Origin of the sequence: Vibrio sp. L85 (genome assembly GCF_963871815.1) — a bacterium.
GTDB lineage: Bacteria > Pseudomonadota > Gammaproteobacteria > Enterobacterales > Vibrionaceae > Vibrio > Vibrio harveyi.
This window is the reverse complement of record NZ_CAWMYL010000176.1, coordinates 1-18,189: the sequence shown is the minus strand read 5'-3', so window position 1 is coordinate 18,189 and position 18,189 is coordinate 1. Positions and strand designations below refer to the sequence as shown.

Here is an 18,189-nt window from a genome sequence, read left to right as displayed (position 1 = left end):
TAGCTCCTTGTCTTATTTTGGTTGTTTTAGCAGGTAGTTGATAGTGTCAGCCATTGCTTCAACGGTCTCGTGGCCACCAGTGATTACTTGGTATTTACCATTTACGATGAAGGCAGGAACTGAGTTGATTTGACCACGAGTCGTGATCTCTTCTGCTTTAGTAATATATTTAAACAGTTTCGCTTGTTGTGCGTCGTCTAGCTGGTAAGGGCTTACTAGGTTACGAGACTCAAAAGCTTTCTCTACCGCTGCTTGGCGCTCATCGGCTGTTGCATCTGCACCCATTTGAACGGCAGCAAATAGTTCTTCCATAAACGCTTTGTCCGGAGTGCCGTTAACTTGCATTGCCGCTGTATAGAAAATGATCGCGCTGATTTGCGCACTTTCGTTAAAGGTAACGTGCATCTTCTCAACTTTCTGTTCTGTCAACGATTCAATTTGAGGAACGAACTGCTCCATCGTACGACAATGACCACAGGTGAGAGAAAACGCTTCAGTTACTGGTGCTAAGTTGTATTCAGCAAGAGAAACTGGCAGAACTTCGTATTGCTTGCCTTGTTGTGGCTGACTATTGCCGTTGTCACAAGCTGTTAGGGCAAAAACTGCGGCAAAAAGTGCAGCGCCTTTAGAAATGGTTTTGAACATGGGTAAGGCTCTAAATAGTAAAATTGGTGCTAGTTTATCGGTTAACGGTATCGACGAAAACCATTAATACGGCTTGTTACACTAAAGTGAGACAATCGAAGAAAGTTTAGACAAAACATGGCAATGACGTTGTGTTTAGTGCGCTCAGCTATTGAAAATTCGTGAAGTGAAACGCCATTAAGCGACAGTTTAGTTAACGAGATTTTCTTTGCTCTCTTATCTACCAAATAATGTTTGATAAAAATGAATGCCCAACTTAAATCGTTGGCATGAACTGTGCTTGTGTATTGAAGAAAATATGGTAATAGGCACTAAAGTTTGGGCGATTTAAGCCGACACAGTGAACAGGAATTCATTCTACGTTGGTAACGGTATGAAGCATTGGTTTTTAGTGGCATGCGGTCTATTAGCCGGGTGCACGAGTATTAATTCAGATATGGTTCCGGGCGGTAATATTCTCGATACTGCCCCGAGAACTAACTCAGAGCTAAGACATCCAGAGTGGGGTTACGCGAAATCTTACGTGTCAACTCCACGTTATGTTGCTCAGACTCCGAGTACAGCTGGAAAAAAGTCACAGGGCGTGACGTCACTGGAGATGTTTTTAAATAGACATCATATCGCCCATGAAACCATCAGTGGCGACCACCTTATGGTGCGTTTGAAAGAACAAGTGCATTTCCAAACGGGCTCTGCGAGATTATCATCGCAATCTCAAGACTGGATCCGCAATCTTGGACATTATCTTGCCGGGCGTACTGATGTTGATGTGGTGATAGACGGTCATACAGACAGTACAGGCGCAGAGAGTTTTAATGATTCGTTATCGGAAAAGCGTGCTCGTGAGGTAGAAAAGCAGCTACTTGCAACCAGCTTGCCTCGTCAAAGAGTGTTCTCTCGTGGCTTTGGCGAATATGTGCCGCAGTGCAGTAATACCACAGCAAGCGGTAAGGCATGTAATCGTCGAGTGGAACTGATGCTGATTGTCGATCAGTAAGCGCCCATATCATTGAATTGAGATAAAAGAAAAGAGGCACCGTATGGTGCCTCTTTTGCATCCGCCAATGTTCTTAGGGGGAACTAGGCAAATTCTTTTTCAATGTAAGCGACGATGTCTGAAGACTCGTAAAGCCATTGCGTCTCGCCATCTTTTTCAATACGCAGACAAGGTACTTTTACACGACCACCACCTTGTTCAAGTGCTTCGCGATGTACTGGGTCGTTTTTCGCATCACGTAATTCAATGTTCACGGATTGACGTTTCATAGCACGTCGAACTTTTACGCAGAAAGGACAAGCTTCAAATTGGTACAGTGCGTAGTTTTTGGCTTTATCATCAACGCTTTTCTGTGCTTCTGCCGAACGTTTAACGCCACGGGGAGAGAATACTGCATTGAGAAGTAGAATGATTTTTCCCAAAATCCAACGGATAAACTTCATAATGATCCCTTGATGTTCAGTGGATGAGTGTCCTTGTATATCATGCAACGAACTTACTTAACCTAAACGCTACATGAGAGGTAAGTAGTCTATCAGGTGTTTGGTTTGGACAAAACCATGTTTTTTATAAGGAAAGGTGTTTCATCCAGCCCAATAACCCGCTTGCTTTTACTGGGTTAGCGTCTTTACCAAGATAGGGACTCTGCATTAAGTTGACGCGTTCGAGTCAGTTATAACTTCACCGGATTTTGGCAAGTGGCGACAAACTGGCGGCAGACGTTAGAAAATATGACGAAGTAAACTATACGTTGTTGAGTGGGTTGAGCGTAATTGCATCAGTTAAGTGATCTGGCGCGAAATGTGCGTAACGCATGGTCATTTTTATATCTGCATGCCCTAGCACATCTCGAAGCACTAGTATATTACCTCCGTTCATCATGAAGTGACTGGCGAATGTATGGCGGAGGATACGTGATGCTTGACCTTTAGGAATACTTGCCCCCAATTTGTTTTTTAAAATATAGCAAAAAGGTGTATAGCACTCTTCAAATAATGGCCCAGAAGTTGGCTTGTAGATTTCATTATAGAGTTCTTCTGATATTGGAACTGTGCGGTTTTTCTTTGTTTTTGTTTTGGTGAACGTTACTTTGAACTGGGAAAGCTGTGCGCCTGTCAGTTGAGCAGCTTCATTCCAACGAGCTCCAGTAGAGAGGCAGAGTTTGATGATCTTAATCATGTCTGCTTGCTTATGGTGTTCAGCATAATTAAGTAACTTAATGATTTGCTCATGTGCGAGAAATGCCATCTCATGTTCTGACTCTTTAAACGGTTTCACATTTTCTATGGGGTTTGGTAATTTCCATTCCCCCAGTTCAATAAGTTTGTTAAACACAGCTTTAAAACGACCGAGTTCGTAATTGAGTGTAGAAATGCTTGGCTTTCCACGGTTCCAGCGTTGGTCTACAAATATGAGTTCGCCAGCCATCCTTTTACTACGAAAATCCGAATACATCTTCGCAGTAAGCGTCGATGCGACTGGGTCGCCCATTGCTTGCACCATGTGATGAAATTTTTGAGTGATGGCATCTCCTTTTGCCAGTGTTCGCCCATAGTGTAAATACCAGATTTCAACCAGTTTGCTTAATCGGCGATTGTCTGGCTTCTGTGCTAGCCATGGTTTAGCGTCTACATCCCGCATCAAAAAAAGTTCATACGAACTCGCTTCGCCTTTGGTAGCAAAGCGTTTTCGAACACGCGCGTTATCCCGACCGTTTGGATAACACTCGCACAACCATGGCTTTTTACTGCCGTCTTTAAGATTTCTAACAGTCATAGAAAATAAGTGGTCTATGTTTTTATATACAGTATATAAAGATGGTTATGATGCCAACGACAAAGTTGCACTATTGCGAATATAAGTCATATTTTCCTCGCTAAGTCTTATCTACAATAAGTCGATCGAGGGTTATGCTTCCCAAAGCATTCTAACTTATCAGTTAGATCACTAACCTATTGATTATAAATTGAAGTAATCATTGAAAGACGGCAATATATGAGGTTATAAACGGCTTTTATCCGTCTAATTAGCGTTATATTAAACGGTTAAATATGAAGAGTAGACGATTTATAAGCTTACCCTCGCTAGTTCAAAAAGAATTGCAGCATCAATATCAGCATCTTCATGATGCGCTTGTTGGTATGCATGATGGTGAAGATACATGTATCAAAAGCACATCAGTCTCTGTTTTTGACCATTGGTTGTCGCCTAACGAAGCGACGGCAATGCTTCAAGATGTGACGAGTTCTATGCAAAATGAATACAACAGTCGCTTACATAAGTTTGTCTGCCTACTTAGTGATTCATATGAATGTTATCTGGTTTTATACAAGGGACGTTATTCGACCAGAATCACGTACAGGAAGTTCACGTCGGATAATGCTCGATTTAAAACGCTCTTACCCTCTGATTACAGAGTTCCAGATAAAGATAGGTTTAAGTTTGTAATACCTCAGTTAGGCATTATTTACTTTGAGGGTTGTGATTTTACTCACAATTTCTATTTCTCGGATGAAAGTGTTTTAAAGCTTATTTCGACGTACGCAAAGGAAGCAGGGGTATATTTAATATAACAAACTGTTTAAGAGTGATTCGCAACGCGTGGCATTTTCACTATGCGTTGCGTTTGGTGTTTAAGGTGGTATACGGGAGCTTCTGTATTGCGTTACTCACACCTTAACAGGGCGTTATAACCTACTATGAATAAAATGTTTGGAGTTAATAATGATAATAAATAAAGAAGAAGTGATTCAGAGTATTGAACGTTTCAAAGATACGGATGGCGTGAAAGCCAATGATATTTACCATCGAGTACTTAAAGATGTTACTGGAATCTGTATATTTTCTAGCTTTCTTACTCAAGAAGGAAAAAATAAGGTGTCTGAATTTGATACCATTTTCCAGTTGGCTATGGAAGAAATTGAAGAAAGAGAATATAGAATCAAGTTGGCAGCAGTAGATTTGACAGGATTAACTGAAGTTGAAAAAGGTAACCATGTTAATCAAGATATTTATAAATACGGGAGAGGTGAACTTGACAGGATAAGAACGTTATTCCAAGAGTTAGATGATGACGAAAAGAGGGAGATTAAGCCTTTCATTGACTTATATAATCAAACTATAGGATCTAGTTTTAATTTTGGAACAGCTTCTTCCGTCGAAGCACAGCAAAAAAATGATTTGGCGTTTAGAGTAATAGATAAAATGTTTGCTAAGAAGTTTGGAATGCATATTTGTGAAATTAGACACCGATTAGAGATGTCCGAAGAAGAGTGGGTGATGACAGCCAAAGGGCAATAGCAAACCGTTTTGAGTGATTTAGCGCACATGGGAAACGGTTATAACAAACTGTTTAAGAGTGATTCGCAACGCGTGGCATTTTCACTATGCGTTGCGTTTAGTGTTTAAGGTGGTATGCGGCGACTTTGGTATTGCGTTGCTCACCCCTTAACAGGGCGTTATGCGACCCAGTAAAAAGGAGTTTCAAAGTGGAAGAAATAATTGATCAATTGGTTTCTCAGGGTTACGAAATATCTGGTAGTAACTCAAAGATTAGAGTAAAGATTGGAGGTTTCGCGGGTAAGGCTACAATTAGCAAAAATTATTATTCGAATACATTCGTCGTATCTAGTCATACTTGGATTCAGTTACTATCTTTGACGTTGATCTTTTCTTCTATCATGTCATCGCTCTACAGTCAGTGGGGGCAGCCTGAATTAAGTGGATCTGTGTGGTTTGGTTTGTCGGTTGGAATCCCCCTTATAGTTGTTGGATATGTTTCAGCGATTATTTCAGAAATTCAATTACAACCGATACGTCAAGTTGTGCGAATGGCAAATTCACGGTTATCATCACCAATCGCATAACAAACTGTTTAAGAGGGATTCGCAACGCGTGGCATTTTTACTATGCGTTGATTTAAGTGTTTAAGGTGGTATGCAGCGACTTCGGTATTGCGTTGCTCACCCCTTAACAGGGCGTTAGGCTCACAATTGGGGAAAGTTAAACTTTGTTTCCCTTGAGCTACTAGATATGCCCAAATTTAACCAATCAAATTGTTGTAATTAAATATAAAATTAAGGATGTATTATGAGTTTGGCAGTCCAAGAAATCATGAGAATTTATTCCTCTCATTCTACCTATCGTGAGCAAGTACTAAAAGCTTTAGGGCAAGCAGGCGGTGAAGATGCCGTTAAAGAAATTATGAGAATCTATTCATCCCACTCTACATATCGTGAGCAGGTTTTACATGCATTAGGAGAAGCCGGCGGCGAAGAGGCGGTCAAAGAAATCATGAGAATTTACTCATCTCATTCCACTTATCGAGAGCAGGTTTTAAAAGCTCTGGGGCGTGCAGGTCGAAAATTAGCCTAACAAACTGTTTAAGAGGGATTCGCAACGCGTGGCATTTTTACTATGCGTTGCGTTTAGTGTTTAAGGTGGTATGCGGCGGCTTCGGTATTGCGTTGCTCACCCCTTAACAGGGCGTTATGTGCTTGGAGCTATCAACATTATGGATCATCGAAGGGATATCGACGAAATTGAAGCGAGCATAGTCACTCAAATATCTGATTACTGGGGGAGTGCTGCTGATGACTTTTGTACTTCAGAAAGTACTAACATACCATTTCAGAGGTTTGTACTTGAGTTTTCCCTTTATAGGTATTCCGTAGTTAGGATCAATTTTGAGCGAAATAGCCTATTTTTCAGTGAAGTATCGAAAGGTATAAGCTTCAGTCTTCTATCACGCAAAGTTAGTTATCCAGATTTAATAGATACTCTCGCCGAAATTGATGAGGAAGTTCGCTTAAGGATCCCTGATAAGTATTTAGTGGCTAAAGGTTGGCAACGCACATAACAAATTGTTCAAGAGTGATTCGGCACGCGTGGCATTTTTACTATGCGTTAGGTTTGGTGGTTAAGGTGTTATGCGGAAGCTTAGGTATTGCGTGCCTCACACCTTAACAAGGCGTTAGAGCTCAAATGACCATTACTTCTGTATCACTATTATGTAATTAATGTGAGAATTAACTTTCTGATACATTAGAGTTCTTCACTCGCCGTCAGAGGTTTATATGATAAATATTTATAAAAGATTAGTAATGCTAAGTTGTGTAACATCTACAGTTGAACAAGGAGGACATTTCTCAAAAATCGAGCTAATCCTCGAACAATTAGAATCTGAGCCAGAGGAAGTCCAATTAGCCAGTAAAGACTTGTTCCTAGAAATACTGAGTTTAAAGAGTTCATGGAGTAGTGAATCACATCAATATTACGTGGACGTATGCAATAAGCTTAAAATGGTTTTAAAGCCATATTACCCAGATTAAAGAGCAGTGAGCTCTAACAAACTGTTTAAGAGTGATTCGCAACGCGTGGCATTTTTACCATGCGTTGGTTTAAGTGATTAAGGTGGTATGCGGGAGCTTCGGTATTGCGTTGCTCACACCTTAACAGGGCGTTAGTTTTCAGTTGCATAACCACTATGTGCTTAATATCATACTTTTCTTTGGTCACGTATTGGAAAGCGGAAAAATGATTTTAGGCATTAATGCAGAAGACGGTGTATTCTTTATTTACCCTTTAGATGAGGATTTGAACGGACAGTTTCTAATTCAAGTTGACTCTCAAGAAGAAGCTGAACGGGTGAAAACTGCCATAGAAAATAGACTTATGCTATCACCGATTGAATCTACAGATTCATTCACATTATTGCGTGTAAGCGCTGAGACTCCTATCTACACCATACACTGTGAGGGTTAACTAGGATCTAACTAAAGGCGAATAAGGTGTAACGCTGAATCTTAAAACAAGAGTGATTCGCAACGCGTGGCATTTTTACTATGCGTTGCGTTTTGTATTTAAGGTGGCATGCAGGAGCTTCGGTATGGCGTTGCTCACACCTTAACAGGGCGTTAGTACGGGTTTGGCATTAAAGGTCATAAGCTTTGGTGTTTATCTGTTTTGGCGCTCGTCTTTACACCTTTCAGTTAGTGCTTTTCACGTTCTTTCCGGTGGCACTATATGTGAAGTGTTCGCTTTGATTTCACCGTTTACGGTTTCTAACTCTTAGCCTATTTCTTTGGCGCTTCTTCATTTTCGTGGTGGCTTTTGAGAGAACCTTGATTATTTTGGGTGTGGCTGTTGAAGTACGAGGAAAGAATCCTTTTCTAATTTGAAGCCAATGAAAGTAGGGCAGTTCAGTGCGTTTTTCTTCTAGCCAACTCTCGTCTCTCTATCGATTTTAAGTTTTGTAGCTGCCCGTCTCACTTCAGTGTTCAAAGCCTTTCATATTATGCGACTTTTCAATATCTTGGAGCGCATAAATAGAAGTAGCGCATGTACTAACAAATTGCTTAAGAGTGATTCGTAACGCGTGGCATTTTTACTTTGCGGTGGCTTATGGTGATTAAGGCGCTGTGCGGTAGCTTTTGTATTGCGTTACTCACACCTTAGCAAGGCGTTAGGCTAATAAAATAATAATGAGGAAAATAATGAAAAATAAAATTTTAACGTTAACAACGTTAGTTGTAGCTTGTTCAGTAAATGCTCAAAATGTTATCACCACTTCTTTTGGCGATTTTCAAATTGAAGCTGATGGCTTGTACTACCAATCATATAAACTCAACGGTAAGTCGTTAGGTAATAGTGAGTTTCTGGAAGTTGATGGTCAGCTACTAGGTATGTCTGATGACTCCAATTATATTGTTTTACGTGGCGTTACTGGTGGCAGAGGGTGTGCAGAGGTTTTGTCGATTGTGAAACTATCTGAAGGAGAGGCTTCTTTTAGTCCTGCGCTGAATGCATGTGGTGGGGTCGATAATGTCGAGTTTAACAACGGTGTTGTTACCGTAACCGCATTCGAAAGAGATGAAACCACAAAAATTGAATATTTGGTAGAAGGTCGCAAGGTTTTAGAAAACGGTAAGAGTATGTTAGTTAAACATAAGTTCGCAGAAAATAATTAGAAGAGTGATTCGCAACGCGTGGCATTTTTACTATGCGTTGCGTTTTGTGTTTAAGGTGGTATGCGGCGGCATTGGTATTGCGTTGCTCACACCTTAACAGGGCGTTATATTTTTAGAGGGAAATATGAAAGTAACAGTAAATATTCACGATGAAGAGCACCGACAGCTATTAAAAAAGTATCCTAAGAGTGATACTTTAGAGAACCTAACTAAAGGAGATTTTTATCTCGGAGCTGACTTTCTTGTTTACTTCTTATTTGGTGAGCAAAGCGAGTCTCGTATAGGGTTTAAGACATTCAATGATTTAAAATTAAAAGTCGATAGCCGTTGGGGGATGTTCAATGATTATATTGATAGAGAGTCAGAATTTCTATGCGCACACCAAGAAGCAGATGAAAGTGCATTTCCACGATCAATATCTGAAGGAGTTGGAATCGGAGTTTCTTTAGCTGTCATTAGTAAAACTCATAACCTGACTCATGCTGACTGGGTGAAAATACCGGAAACCAACATTGTTAAGACATTAGACTTCCAAATTGCAAGTGATGGTAATCAATTTTTGCAAGTTGAATCTAAAGGTACATTCAAAGGCGTTTCGAAAAGTAACATGGTTAGTTCAATTCTCGAGAAGAAGACTGCACAAAGAGCTGAGAAAAATACTAGTTACCTTTATGGTGTTGTTACCTCATTCTATCAAGATAAAGCGACTAAACCTGAAGCTACAGTTTTAGATCCTGAACCCATAAAGTTTGAATATGAACCATATAAGTTTAAGGTTTTGACTAGATTGAACTATTATCTGAGTTTATTAAGAGTTATATCTAGTTCGCATTTGCTCACATCACTCTATGCGAGAATAAAAACTATCGAACTGGTTGATAATATTTCTATATTTTCGTTGAAACTACTTGAGACTATGTCTGGGAAAGAATTTACTTATCCAGTTTCTCTAAAGAAAAAAAAGAAGAACTATACAGTTGAAGGCATCGAAAACTGTACGGGTGATTTTTTAGAAATTGATGGTGATTTTATTTTCCTAGGCTTTGATGACCGTGTGATAAATTGCTTGATTCAACAAGATTTTGATTCAATAGTGAATCTGTCTTTTGAAGAAAACATAAAAAGTGCAGAAGGTGAAATAAAGAATAAAAAAGATCAAGTGATAAAAGTTGCTGGTGAATTACTCTACGCAAGCTCTGGCTTGATAATTGGTAGATTTTACAATTTTACGGACTCAAACAATAAAGATCACGAAGGAATAGCCATCGACCAAAGCTTCACGTCATACTCTAAATTTTCATCAATACTATCAAGCGGAGTTGGACAGTCCATGATAACTGATGAGGATTTTGAATATCAAATATAACAAACTGTTTAAGAGTGATTCGCAACGCGTGGCATTTTTACTATGCGTTGCGTTTAGTGTTTAAGGTGGTCTGCGGCAGCTTCGGTATTGCGTTGCTCACACCTTAACAGGGCGTTATACCTCTATCGATAAGGAGAACTTTTTAAAGTGGAGTATTTGACAAAGTTTGGAGCTAAATCTGGAGGGGTTGCTCTACTCATTTTTGGAATTTATGGTTTTTTTGTAAACCTTTTCATTGGGTCTATTTGGGGCTTCTCTGAACCTTTGTCTGACGACACGATGGCAGCAGCCACAGGACCATTGTCTGTAGTAACTTTTGCATTATTTATGTTATCAGCACTCGTATTCGTCGCAATAGTAACAAGGTTAGGAACAAGACCCGTTGACCTAAGCGACAAGACCAAGTTGTTTATGCGATTTACGGTTAGAGTAGTTGAGGCTACTGTTGTTATGGGGTTAGGCATTATTGGAGCGTTGGTAGGGTTAGCTATTTCTGCTCATTTTCTTGACACTATTCAGTGGGTAAGCGTTTCCCCTCATCCGATTCTTTATGCTTTAGCTGCAATGATCTTTGCAATAACTTTTCCTTTTGTGGTCTTGATTATCAGTTTGTTTGATCACTCCCGTACATACAGGATGACACTTAATATAGCTAGTGGGGTTTATGTTCTATTCGTAGTTGGTCTGTTTGTCTTAGCTGGACTCTACGAAGCAGTTGCTTATTTGGGGGTAGTAATGAGCGGATTTCTTATTGCCCAATCCGTAAGAACTAGGTTTGCAACCGAGGTATAACAAACCGTTTAAGAGTGACTCGGCACGCTTGGCATTTTTGCTTTATTTTAGCCGTGTGATTACGGTGTCTATTTTAAGTTAGGTGAATGCCTCGCACCTTAACGGGGCGTTATGTTTTTAATCAACTCCAAGGATTTAGGAGGGTAAAGTGATAAGTCTATTTGAAATGGAACCTAGTTGTTTTGACCTCTTTCGTGAAAACTTTATACGAGAATACGCTGGTTCTATCAGCTCCAATTATGGCTACTCTGAAAGGAAATCTTTTGAGTTCGCTTCCCTAGACTTCGAGATGAGACTACCTAATAAGCTTGATACTGACGGTAACTATGTTTGTTCGATTAAATTGGGGGAGCTATCTATAGGTCATCTTTGGTACATAGAGAGTGTAGAAGACTCAACCGCTTTTATTTGTGACTTCTTCATAGAGCAAAAGTATCGCAACTCAGGTTATGGCGAATTAGTAATAAAAAACCTTGAATCCCGCCTCAAACAAAGTGGTATTACAAGGTTGAAGCTCCATGTTGCAAATGGCAATAATGGTGCTTTAAGGCTGTACACTCGTCTTGGGTATGGGATCACTGGGCATAATCTATTCAAAAAGTTTGATTAGCTCGATGAACACCAAAACATAACAAACAATTTAAGAGCGATTCGGCACGCGTGGCATTTTTACTATGCGGTGGTTTTAGTGATTAAGGTGGCATGCGGGAGCATCGGTATGGCGTGCCTCACACCTTAATTGGGCGTTATGCACTTAGGATTACATGAAAGAACTATTAGAAAGAATTCAAACAGAGTTTGATGAAGCAGAAGGTAATATTCGCATCGTTGATGCTGATTGGTATGCGGACGAGCTGAGGATTAGCCTCTCAGTATTGATGCACAATGAGGCAGCCCCTGAACTTTGGGAAGTGCAGTGTATTGGCGTCGTTGAAGAGTCTTTATGTTCTATTGACGAAGAGTTACTTTCTATATCCAAGAACTCTCCTCTTTTAATTCCATACGAAGAAGTAGAAATTGACCTGTTTTTTTCGGAGAACTCATGCAGCCCAGAGTCACTTCTTGGTGTTCTTTTTAGCGCCTGTGTAGAGATATTGGGAAAAGCAGAATACTTAGTTCGGTTCTTGAATCAAAAGCCAACAGTAAATGGGATCGTGAAAGCTAAATTTGGTACTTTAGGTCGCTTCCCCAAACCATTGGCTGACAAAATTACTCAAGAGCTAAGTGCACTGCCAATAAATATCAAGCCCATTGAGGTAGGCGCTCCAAAACATTGGACAGGTTCAGAATTCATAAGTTACCCAAGCTTGTCTGTCTTTGAGTTAGGTAATTCTTACGTTATAGCAGAAAGCTTTGGTGCAGTACGTGCAATTTAAGAGTGATTCCCAACGCTTGGCATTTTTCATTCCATCGTTGGGCTTAGTGTTTAAGGTGGTATGGTTAAGTTTTGTGGTAGCGTTGCTCACACCTTAATGCGGCGTTAGTCGCCAGAAAAAGCTAGCAATCAAAATCATGTTTCTGAGCTTAAAATTTAGTAGCTGTTTGCTTGGTACACCGATTAATCGTAGATCATCAGAGCTTAGTTCTAGCTGTTTTAAGTCCAAAGTTTTGTACCTGCCCTAGCGGTTGTTTTGTTCTTTGGTGCTTACAGAGTAGGGCAATCGAGAGTCTGTTTTTGGTTGCAACTCCGCTCGGTGAGTTTGCCGGTACAAAAGCCGATTTACTCGCTGAAGTGACGTTTTCTCTGGTGTGGTAAGTTCCACGTGGTTTCAGTGACTTCGTTGAAATTCCGCACTGTGATATTAGCTTTCCAAAAGCGCCTTTTGGTGTTGTCAGTTCGTTTTCTGCGGCGTTGTTTGTTCCAAGTGGTTTCATTGAATAGCCGCTTTGAGACTACGCCTGACTAAAGTGCATCAATGCACATAAAGTTTGTTGTTCGCAGAGTTTAGTTTGGCTTAAAATTGTCGCTCGGTGCCTCGCGACTAACAAACTGTTTAAGAGTGATTCGCAACGCGTGGCATTTTTGCTATGCGTTGCGTTTTGTGTTTAAGGTGGTATGCGGCGGCATCGGTGTTGCGTTGCTCACACCTTAACAGGGCGTTATGTTAAAGGAGAAATTCAAGCGTCATGAGATTTAATTATCGTTCTAAAAAAGATAATGAAGATGCCTTGTGGCAACTTGAGGTTGCTAAACTATATATTGACTATGCTAAATACTGTTCTACTTTATTTTCCAGTTTTTTGGCAGGACAAGTTACTCTCCTGGGAACAGTATTTTCGGAACTAAAGTCTAGAGAGTTCGCTGTTTATGCTATTCTCCTGATGGTTTTTGCAGTTATTAGCGCCTACTCTATTGCTGAGACGGAGTTAAGGAGATTAAGGGGGCAGGAAATTGACCGTGATGTTCCAAGATATGTAATTCTAAGAAAACGTTTTCCGAATCATACTTCAGTTCAAACAGGTAAGTCATTTTTAACGGGAGTTTTGGTAGTATCGTCTATTAGTTGCTACTTGTATTTTCTTTATTTAGGTAACGTGGTCAAACTACCACTTTAACATAACAAAGCGTTTAAGACAGATTCGCAACGCTCGGCATTATTAGTTTGAATCAAGTATAGTGTTTACGGTGGCATGGTTAGGTTTCATGGTTGCGTTGCTCACTACTTAACGCGGCGTTATGTGCTTTAGAGGTAAAGATGAAGAAATACAGTGCGTTTTTTGTACTTACATCATTGTTTGTAGCTGTTCCTATTATTTCATGGCTTAACAGGTTTTATAATAGTGATATCTCGTCAAACTCTGGTAAATGGGCTGATTTCGGTAGCTTTATGGGGGGGACAATCTCACCTATATTGGCATTTGTTAGTTTTGTTGCTGTGTTGTTCACAATCAAACAGCAGAAAGATAAAAATGATCTTGAGAAAGAGCTAATAGATTCTCAGGGATATTGTGCAAATGCTATTAAATGTCTAGAGAGAGCCTATGCCTTCCTATCCCATGATGATTCCGTAACGGTTCCGGTAAAAGATCGTTTGGTTTGGTTGACCACTGCACGCTTGATTTTACAATCCAAAAAGTTAGCAAGTGCCATAAGCCCAAAAGCAGTTAGCTCGTTGGCACTGTATGAATCTGAAAGGGAGTTCTGGAGTCATCGTTTTTATAAGCTAATTGATTATACAGGGATAGAATCATTTTCGAGGGATAAAGACTACTTCGCCAAGGCAAGTCAAATTATAGGCGAGGAAATCGAAGAGCGCTCAATAAAAGTTATTTATGACTTTGCTTTATCATTTGATGGGGAAAAAGACCCAATAAATGACGTCGTAGAGTACTCTCGTGATGAACTTACTAAATTTAATAGTAGCCAAAAAGGCTTGAAAGAGTACCTCGAACAGAAAATAGCAAAACGAGAAAGACGCACATAACAAACTGTTTAAGAGTGATTCGCAACGCGTGGCATTTTTATTATGCGTTGCGTTTAGTGTTTGAGGTGGTATGCGGAAGCTTCGGTATTGCGTTGCTCACACCTTAACAGGGCATTATATCACAAGGCTTAATAAGCATACAATGAAGGAAAATAAGTTGGAACAATTACAAAAAGAAGTTAGTCGATATTTTAGACTATATGGTGAGTTCTGCAAAAGACCTAATGAAGAAGTTGTCAATGATCTTGTTTCTTCAGCTTTTAGAGCTAACGAACGATTGAAAAAGGCTACTTTCAATAAAAGAACATTTGGTTTAGATGTTGATTTTTTCATTTTACGGGCGTTGCGTAATCATTTTACTCATGCAGGTGAAATTGATTCTGATTTAAAAGGGTTTAATTCTGAGTTAGTAGAAAAATTAACTCCAGAATTAAATCTAGTATGCTTAGTTCCAAAGGGGATATTGAACGTTGCTATCAATAAATCAGAAAACTTTGACTTGGCTAAAAAAGTAAATTCACAATTACAAAACTTAAGTGGCTATATTGATATTCATCCATTTATTTTTAATTTTTCAGTGAAGTTATTTGAGGAGGCATTTAGGTTAAAATTAGATGTTGATGGGGATAGTTATAAGGATATTAAACGTGCTTATAAGGTGGAGAAAATTTACGAGATTGATCATTTTATAAAGTCAGACGGGATTGATATCTCATTATTAGACTCAAGCTTTGTGGATAATTTAATACCTCTTGAAGAATTCGTTGCAAAGAAAGCTATTGTGGATGAGCATCGTGATTTGGTAGGAATGCATTTTGGTGGAAAAGAGGTAACGGCTGATGTATTTGATACAGATGAAATAATCAAACAATTAATTTTAAAAACAAAGACACTTGATGGTGCTCCTATTTCAATTTACGCTGAGTTATTAAGTGCCTTTGATTCATGGGCTCAATCTCCAACTTCTACGCGTTTAAAAAGCTTACTAGAATTGAATGATTCGTATATTAATGAAACTATCCAGAATAATCTCGATTTACTTGCTCGGTTTCCTGATGAGAAAATTAGAAACGAAGTACTAAAAAGTAAACGATTAGTAGTTAACCATGTTTTTTCTTTACTGTTAAATAATAATAACGAATTGAAATTAAAATATGCATTATACTGTGCATTAATAGTGTCCTACAAAATAGCTTTAAATAATGAGGATGAAGCAGATCATTTAAAGGTTTTACTAGGCTCAATTTTGTTTGAAAGTGATATCAAAAAAATTAATCGTATATTTGACAAAGTTAAAAAGAATAAGCAAGTTTTAGCTCAATCTAAATTTTTGATTACTAGTCAGGTTGTGATGATGTTGCTAGAATTTCCTTTTGATGATTTTATTTTTGATTCAGTAATTTAAATATGCATAAGTGATATAACAAAGCGTTTAAGACGGATTCCCAACGCTTGGCATTTTCGGTTTGCTTTGAATTTAGTGTTTACGGCACAATGGTTTAGGTAGGGTGGTAGCGTTGCTCACCACTTAACGCGGCGTTAAGTTTTTTTGGAGTTTGGATGACATCTATTGTTTGTTGGAGAAATGTTGAGCAAGAAAAAGGTCTTGCTTGGGTACTGGGAGATGGATTGTGGGTCGTCAGTGATACGAGGGTTTCTAGTGGTGGCTCGACTATGACTGATAACTGCCCAAAAGTAACATCAATATCTGCGTTTACTTATGAAGATTCAGATATCCAACGAAGTAATCCTAAATGCATATTTAGGTTCGGATTTGGGTTTGCTGGAAGTACATTAATTGGTAGTAACGTGAGGGAAATGTTAAGTACTTTTGTTGGTAACTTATCAGAATTACATTACTACGATCAACCTGATTACCCCTATGAAAAAAAGTTACCGTCACTCATGGAAATTTCTGAATTATGTAAGAAGCTTGGTGAAACATACATATCCAGTCTAGGTTTCAGCTTTCCAAATAGTGCTAGGTGCGAGTTTTTGGTATTTGGTTGTTGCCCTAAAACAAAAGAATACCGAACTATTGTGCTACGGAACTCGCCTGCTAACCCAACGGTACTTGATATTTCTGAGAAATCACTAAATGATGGTGAATGTATTGTGCTAGGTGATCAAAAGGAACGTGTTACTGGCAGTATTGACGGTATAAAAGCAAAACTCATATCGAATAAAAAGCCAATACATTACGCCCCAATATATGCACTTGACTCCATTCTAGAAGAGGATAGTGGAACTATTGGGGGCTTTCTCCAAGTGTGTATATCGAATACCTTAGATACAAAACAGTTTTTCATATCGACAGATAAAAGTGATAAAAATAGTTATCAAATTGCTGGTTTTAACTTGATGAGTGAGCTTTCTATACTCGGCGGCTTTTCAGTGTGCATGCCTAATGGTATACGAATACCAAGATTGATCGTATAAAAACTTAACAAAGCATTTAAGAGTGATTCGCAACGCGTGGCATTTTTACTGTGCGTTGGTTTTAGTGTTTAAGGTGTTATACGGCAGCTTAGGTATTGCGTTGCTCACACCTTAACAGGGTGTTATATTTTTATTCAAATTTCGAGGTTTATCAATGGCACAAAGGCTTGCTCCGTGGGATGAAAGTTACGTAGATATCACCCCAACTCAGTTTGAAAAACAAGTTTGCTCTTGGTTTAAGGCTTCGGGGCATGAAATTACAGATCTACGTGTTGAGCATGATCAAAAGTTAAATGCTTATGATGGTCAGTATCAAATTGATGTTTATGCCGAATTTGAACACTTTGGAGCTACCTTTAAAATCCTTATTGAGTGTAAAAAACATAAGAACGCTATTAAACGAGATGTAGTTCAGTTATTACATGCAAAGCTACAATCGACCGGATGTCATAAGGGCTTCATTTTTGCGACGACTGGTTTCCAATCTGGCGCAATTAAATTTGCGGAGGAGCATGGTATTGCCTTGGTTCGAGTCATGGATGGCGAAGCTATTTATGAAACAAAGTCTAGGGTTTCTACACCTCCGCCAAGTTGGTTAAACCTGCCTAGATATGCGGGTCAAGTTATCTCCTATGAGGGAGATGAAAAGTACGGTATGAAATTGTTAACTGAAGAATATGCGACCTCATTGGGTGATACGCTACAAAAAATATAACAAACAATTTAAGAGTGATTCCCCACGCTTGGCATTTTTAGCTTGGGTCAAATTCAGTGTTTACGGCGTCCAATTTTAGTGTCGTGGTTGCGTGGCTCACACCTTAATTGGGCGTTATGACTACGAGTGAGTTTTGCGTCGTTTCTTGAAATGCTCTAAGTCTTTTTCCGTAAAAGCGTCATCTGCCTTTAGTAATTCGAGAGCAGCTTCTTTTTCTTCAATCTTTTTCGCTCTTACTTGTATAAAAGAGTTAAATTGATTGATTTCTTGGTCTAACTTGAATGTTGCAATTAAAGTTAGGAATTCAACGACCAGTAAACCTAGAAAAATACTAACGTTAAGTGCTTGAAAAACTTGATCTTCGAAAACCCATACAGTCATTATCAGGGCATAGACAAATACAAATGCATAAAACACGATTTGTCCCCAAATTCGCTTATGGCATTCGTTGGTAAAGTTGCTAATAGTAACTAGCTCTTTTGAGCGGAGCTTATCTAACTTACCTAGGTCTTTTAACGAACTTTTTACGTACAAAATTAGCCCAGAAAAGAAAATTGAACATGCCATTGCGATGAATCGCATGTTCTTAACTATCTCACTCAGCAAATCTGTCTTTCCATATAAACACCAGTAACTTACGAAAGTTACTAGTGCAAATACAGTGATGTAAATTTTCGTTTTAGTTAGCATTTAGCTACCTTCAGCCTCGATCTCATCAAGTTCAATTTGGTCTTTCATCCAGTTCCTAATCTTTAGATATAAATCTTCAGGATCTATAACACCATTATAGTATCTTGTCAATCCCCGATAGAAATGTCCTCTTTTCTCCCCATTAGAAATGT

The 18,189-nt window shown here is 39.0% G+C and carries 20 protein-coding genes; 15 read left to right on the top strand and 5 right to left on the bottom strand.

The features are described 5' to 3' along the window. Positions 1-12 precede the first annotated feature (12 nt). Positions 13-645: a thiol:disulfide interchange protein DsbA/DsbL gene (locus tag AACR11_RS17475; protein ID WP_029790035.1), complete on the bottom strand. Its 633-nt coding sequence runs from the start codon at positions 643-645 to the stop codon at positions 13-15. Between the two features lie 373 nt (positions 646-1,018). Here AACR11_RS17475 and AACR11_RS17470 point away from each other — a divergent pair, with 373 nt between their 5' ends. Beyond that, positions 1,019-1,642 (top strand): OmpA family protein, encoded by a 624-nt coding sequence (locus AACR11_RS17470; RefSeq protein ID WP_017188748.1) that lies wholly within the window; start codon positions 1,019-1,021, stop codon positions 1,640-1,642. Positions 1,643-1,725: 83 nt separating this feature from the next. On the opposite strand, the gene AACR11_RS17465 is transcribed toward AACR11_RS17470, so the two are convergent. Together AACR11_RS17465 and AACR11_RS17460 are read right to left on the bottom strand one after the other, a co-directional pair. Continuing rightward, on the bottom strand, positions 1,726-2,085 hold the full coding sequence (locus tag AACR11_RS17465; RefSeq protein ID WP_017819296.1) for a glutaredoxin family protein: 360 nt from the start codon (positions 2,083-2,085) through the stop codon (positions 1,726-1,728). A gap of 301 nt (positions 2,086-2,386) precedes the next feature. Next, positions 2,387-3,418 (bottom strand): phage integrase, encoded by a 1,032-nt coding sequence (locus AACR11_RS17460; RefSeq protein ID WP_017819295.1) that lies wholly within the window; start codon positions 3,416-3,418, stop codon positions 2,387-2,389. A 948-nt stretch (positions 3,419-4,366) separates the two neighbouring features. Between AACR11_RS17460 and AACR11_RS17455 the strand changes: the two genes are divergently transcribed. The 9 genes from AACR11_RS17455 (at position 4,367) to AACR11_RS17410 (ending at position 12,144) form a co-directional block, all read left to right on the top strand. Next, on the top strand, positions 4,367-4,942 hold the full coding sequence (locus AACR11_RS17455; protein WP_054824860.1) for a hypothetical protein: 576 nt from the start codon (positions 4,367-4,369) through the stop codon (positions 4,940-4,942). 188 nt (positions 4,943-5,130) lie between these two features. Continuing rightward, positions 5,131-5,508 carry a hypothetical protein gene (locus AACR11_RS17450; RefSeq protein WP_025769014.1) on the top strand — a complete coding sequence of 126 codons (378 nt, stop codon included), beginning with the start codon at positions 5,131-5,133 and terminating at the stop codon, positions 5,506-5,508. 223 nt (positions 5,509-5,731) lie between these two features. Further along, the gene (locus tag AACR11_RS17445; RefSeq protein ID WP_069491637.1) at positions 5,732-6,016 is read left to right on the top strand and encodes a HEAT repeat domain-containing protein; all 285 of its coding nucleotides are present in this window, start codon (positions 5,732-5,734) and stop codon (positions 6,014-6,016) included. A 1,146-nt stretch (positions 6,017-7,162) separates the two neighbouring features. Next, entirely contained in the window at positions 7,163-7,405 is a 243-nt protein-coding gene (locus AACR11_RS17435) for a hypothetical protein (protein ID WP_339367390.1), read from the top strand. Positions 7,406-8,136: 731 nt separating this feature from the next. Beyond that, positions 8,137-8,610 carry a hypothetical protein gene (locus AACR11_RS17430; protein ID WP_017819291.1) on the top strand — a complete coding sequence of 158 codons (474 nt, stop codon included), beginning with the start codon at positions 8,137-8,139 and terminating at the stop codon, positions 8,608-8,610. Positions 8,611-8,734: 124 nt separating this feature from the next. Continuing rightward, a complete protein-coding gene (locus AACR11_RS17425) occupies positions 8,735-9,976 on the top strand; it encodes a hypothetical protein (RefSeq protein ID WP_079324961.1) in 1,242 nt (413 codons plus the stop codon). A gap of 147 nt (positions 9,977-10,123) precedes the next feature. Further along, a complete protein-coding gene (locus AACR11_RS17420; RefSeq protein ID WP_017819287.1) occupies positions 10,124-10,768 on the top strand; it encodes a hypothetical protein in 645 nt (214 codons plus the stop codon). Positions 10,769-10,916: 148 nt separating this feature from the next. Continuing rightward, positions 10,917-11,378 carry a GNAT family N-acetyltransferase gene (locus AACR11_RS17415; protein ID WP_017819286.1) on the top strand — a complete coding sequence of 154 codons (462 nt, stop codon included), beginning with the start codon at positions 10,917-10,919 and terminating at the stop codon, positions 11,376-11,378. Positions 11,379-11,532: 154 nt separating this feature from the next. Then, positions 11,533-12,144 carry a hypothetical protein gene (locus AACR11_RS17410; RefSeq protein ID WP_079324957.1) on the top strand — a complete coding sequence of 204 codons (612 nt, stop codon included), beginning with the start codon at positions 11,533-11,535 and terminating at the stop codon, positions 12,142-12,144. A 196-nt stretch (positions 12,145-12,340) separates the two neighbouring features. Here the strand turns inward: AACR11_RS17410 and AACR11_RS29880 are convergent, their stop codons facing one another. Next, positions 12,341-12,643, bottom strand: coding sequence for a hypothetical protein (locus AACR11_RS29880; RefSeq protein ID WP_017819284.1), 303 nt, complete (start codon positions 12,641-12,643; stop codon positions 12,341-12,343). Positions 12,644-12,895: 252 nt separating this feature from the next. On the opposite strand from AACR11_RS29880, the gene AACR11_RS17405 reads away from it, so the two are divergent. From AACR11_RS17405 to AACR11_RS17385, 5 genes are all read left to right on the top strand, one after another. Beyond that, positions 12,896-13,324 carry a hypothetical protein gene (locus AACR11_RS17405; protein WP_017819283.1) on the top strand — a complete coding sequence of 143 codons (429 nt, stop codon included), beginning with the start codon at positions 12,896-12,898 and terminating at the stop codon, positions 13,322-13,324. A 140-nt stretch (positions 13,325-13,464) separates the two neighbouring features. Beyond that, entirely contained in the window at positions 13,465-14,193 is a 729-nt protein-coding gene (locus AACR11_RS17400) for a hypothetical protein (RefSeq protein ID WP_017819282.1), read from the top strand. A 157-nt stretch (positions 14,194-14,350) separates the two neighbouring features. Then, positions 14,351-15,598: a hypothetical protein gene (locus tag AACR11_RS17395; RefSeq protein WP_139374617.1), complete on the top strand. Its 1,248-nt coding sequence runs from the start codon at positions 14,351-14,353 to the stop codon at positions 15,596-15,598. 155 nt (positions 15,599-15,753) lie between these two features. Continuing rightward, on the top strand, positions 15,754-16,632 hold the full coding sequence (locus tag AACR11_RS17390; RefSeq protein ID WP_017819280.1) for a hypothetical protein: 879 nt from the start codon (positions 15,754-15,756) through the stop codon (positions 16,630-16,632). A 154-nt stretch (positions 16,633-16,786) separates the two neighbouring features. Beyond that, positions 16,787-17,347 (top strand): restriction endonuclease, encoded by a 561-nt coding sequence (locus AACR11_RS17385; RefSeq protein ID WP_017819279.1) that lies wholly within the window; start codon positions 16,787-16,789, stop codon positions 17,345-17,347. Positions 17,348-17,467: 120 nt separating this feature from the next. On the opposite strand, the gene AACR11_RS17380 is transcribed toward AACR11_RS17385, so the two are convergent. Further along, positions 17,468-18,037: a hypothetical protein gene (locus AACR11_RS17380; protein ID WP_079324947.1), complete on the bottom strand. Its 570-nt coding sequence runs from the start codon at positions 18,035-18,037 to the stop codon at positions 17,468-17,470. Positions 18,038-18,189: the final 152 nt, after the last annotated feature.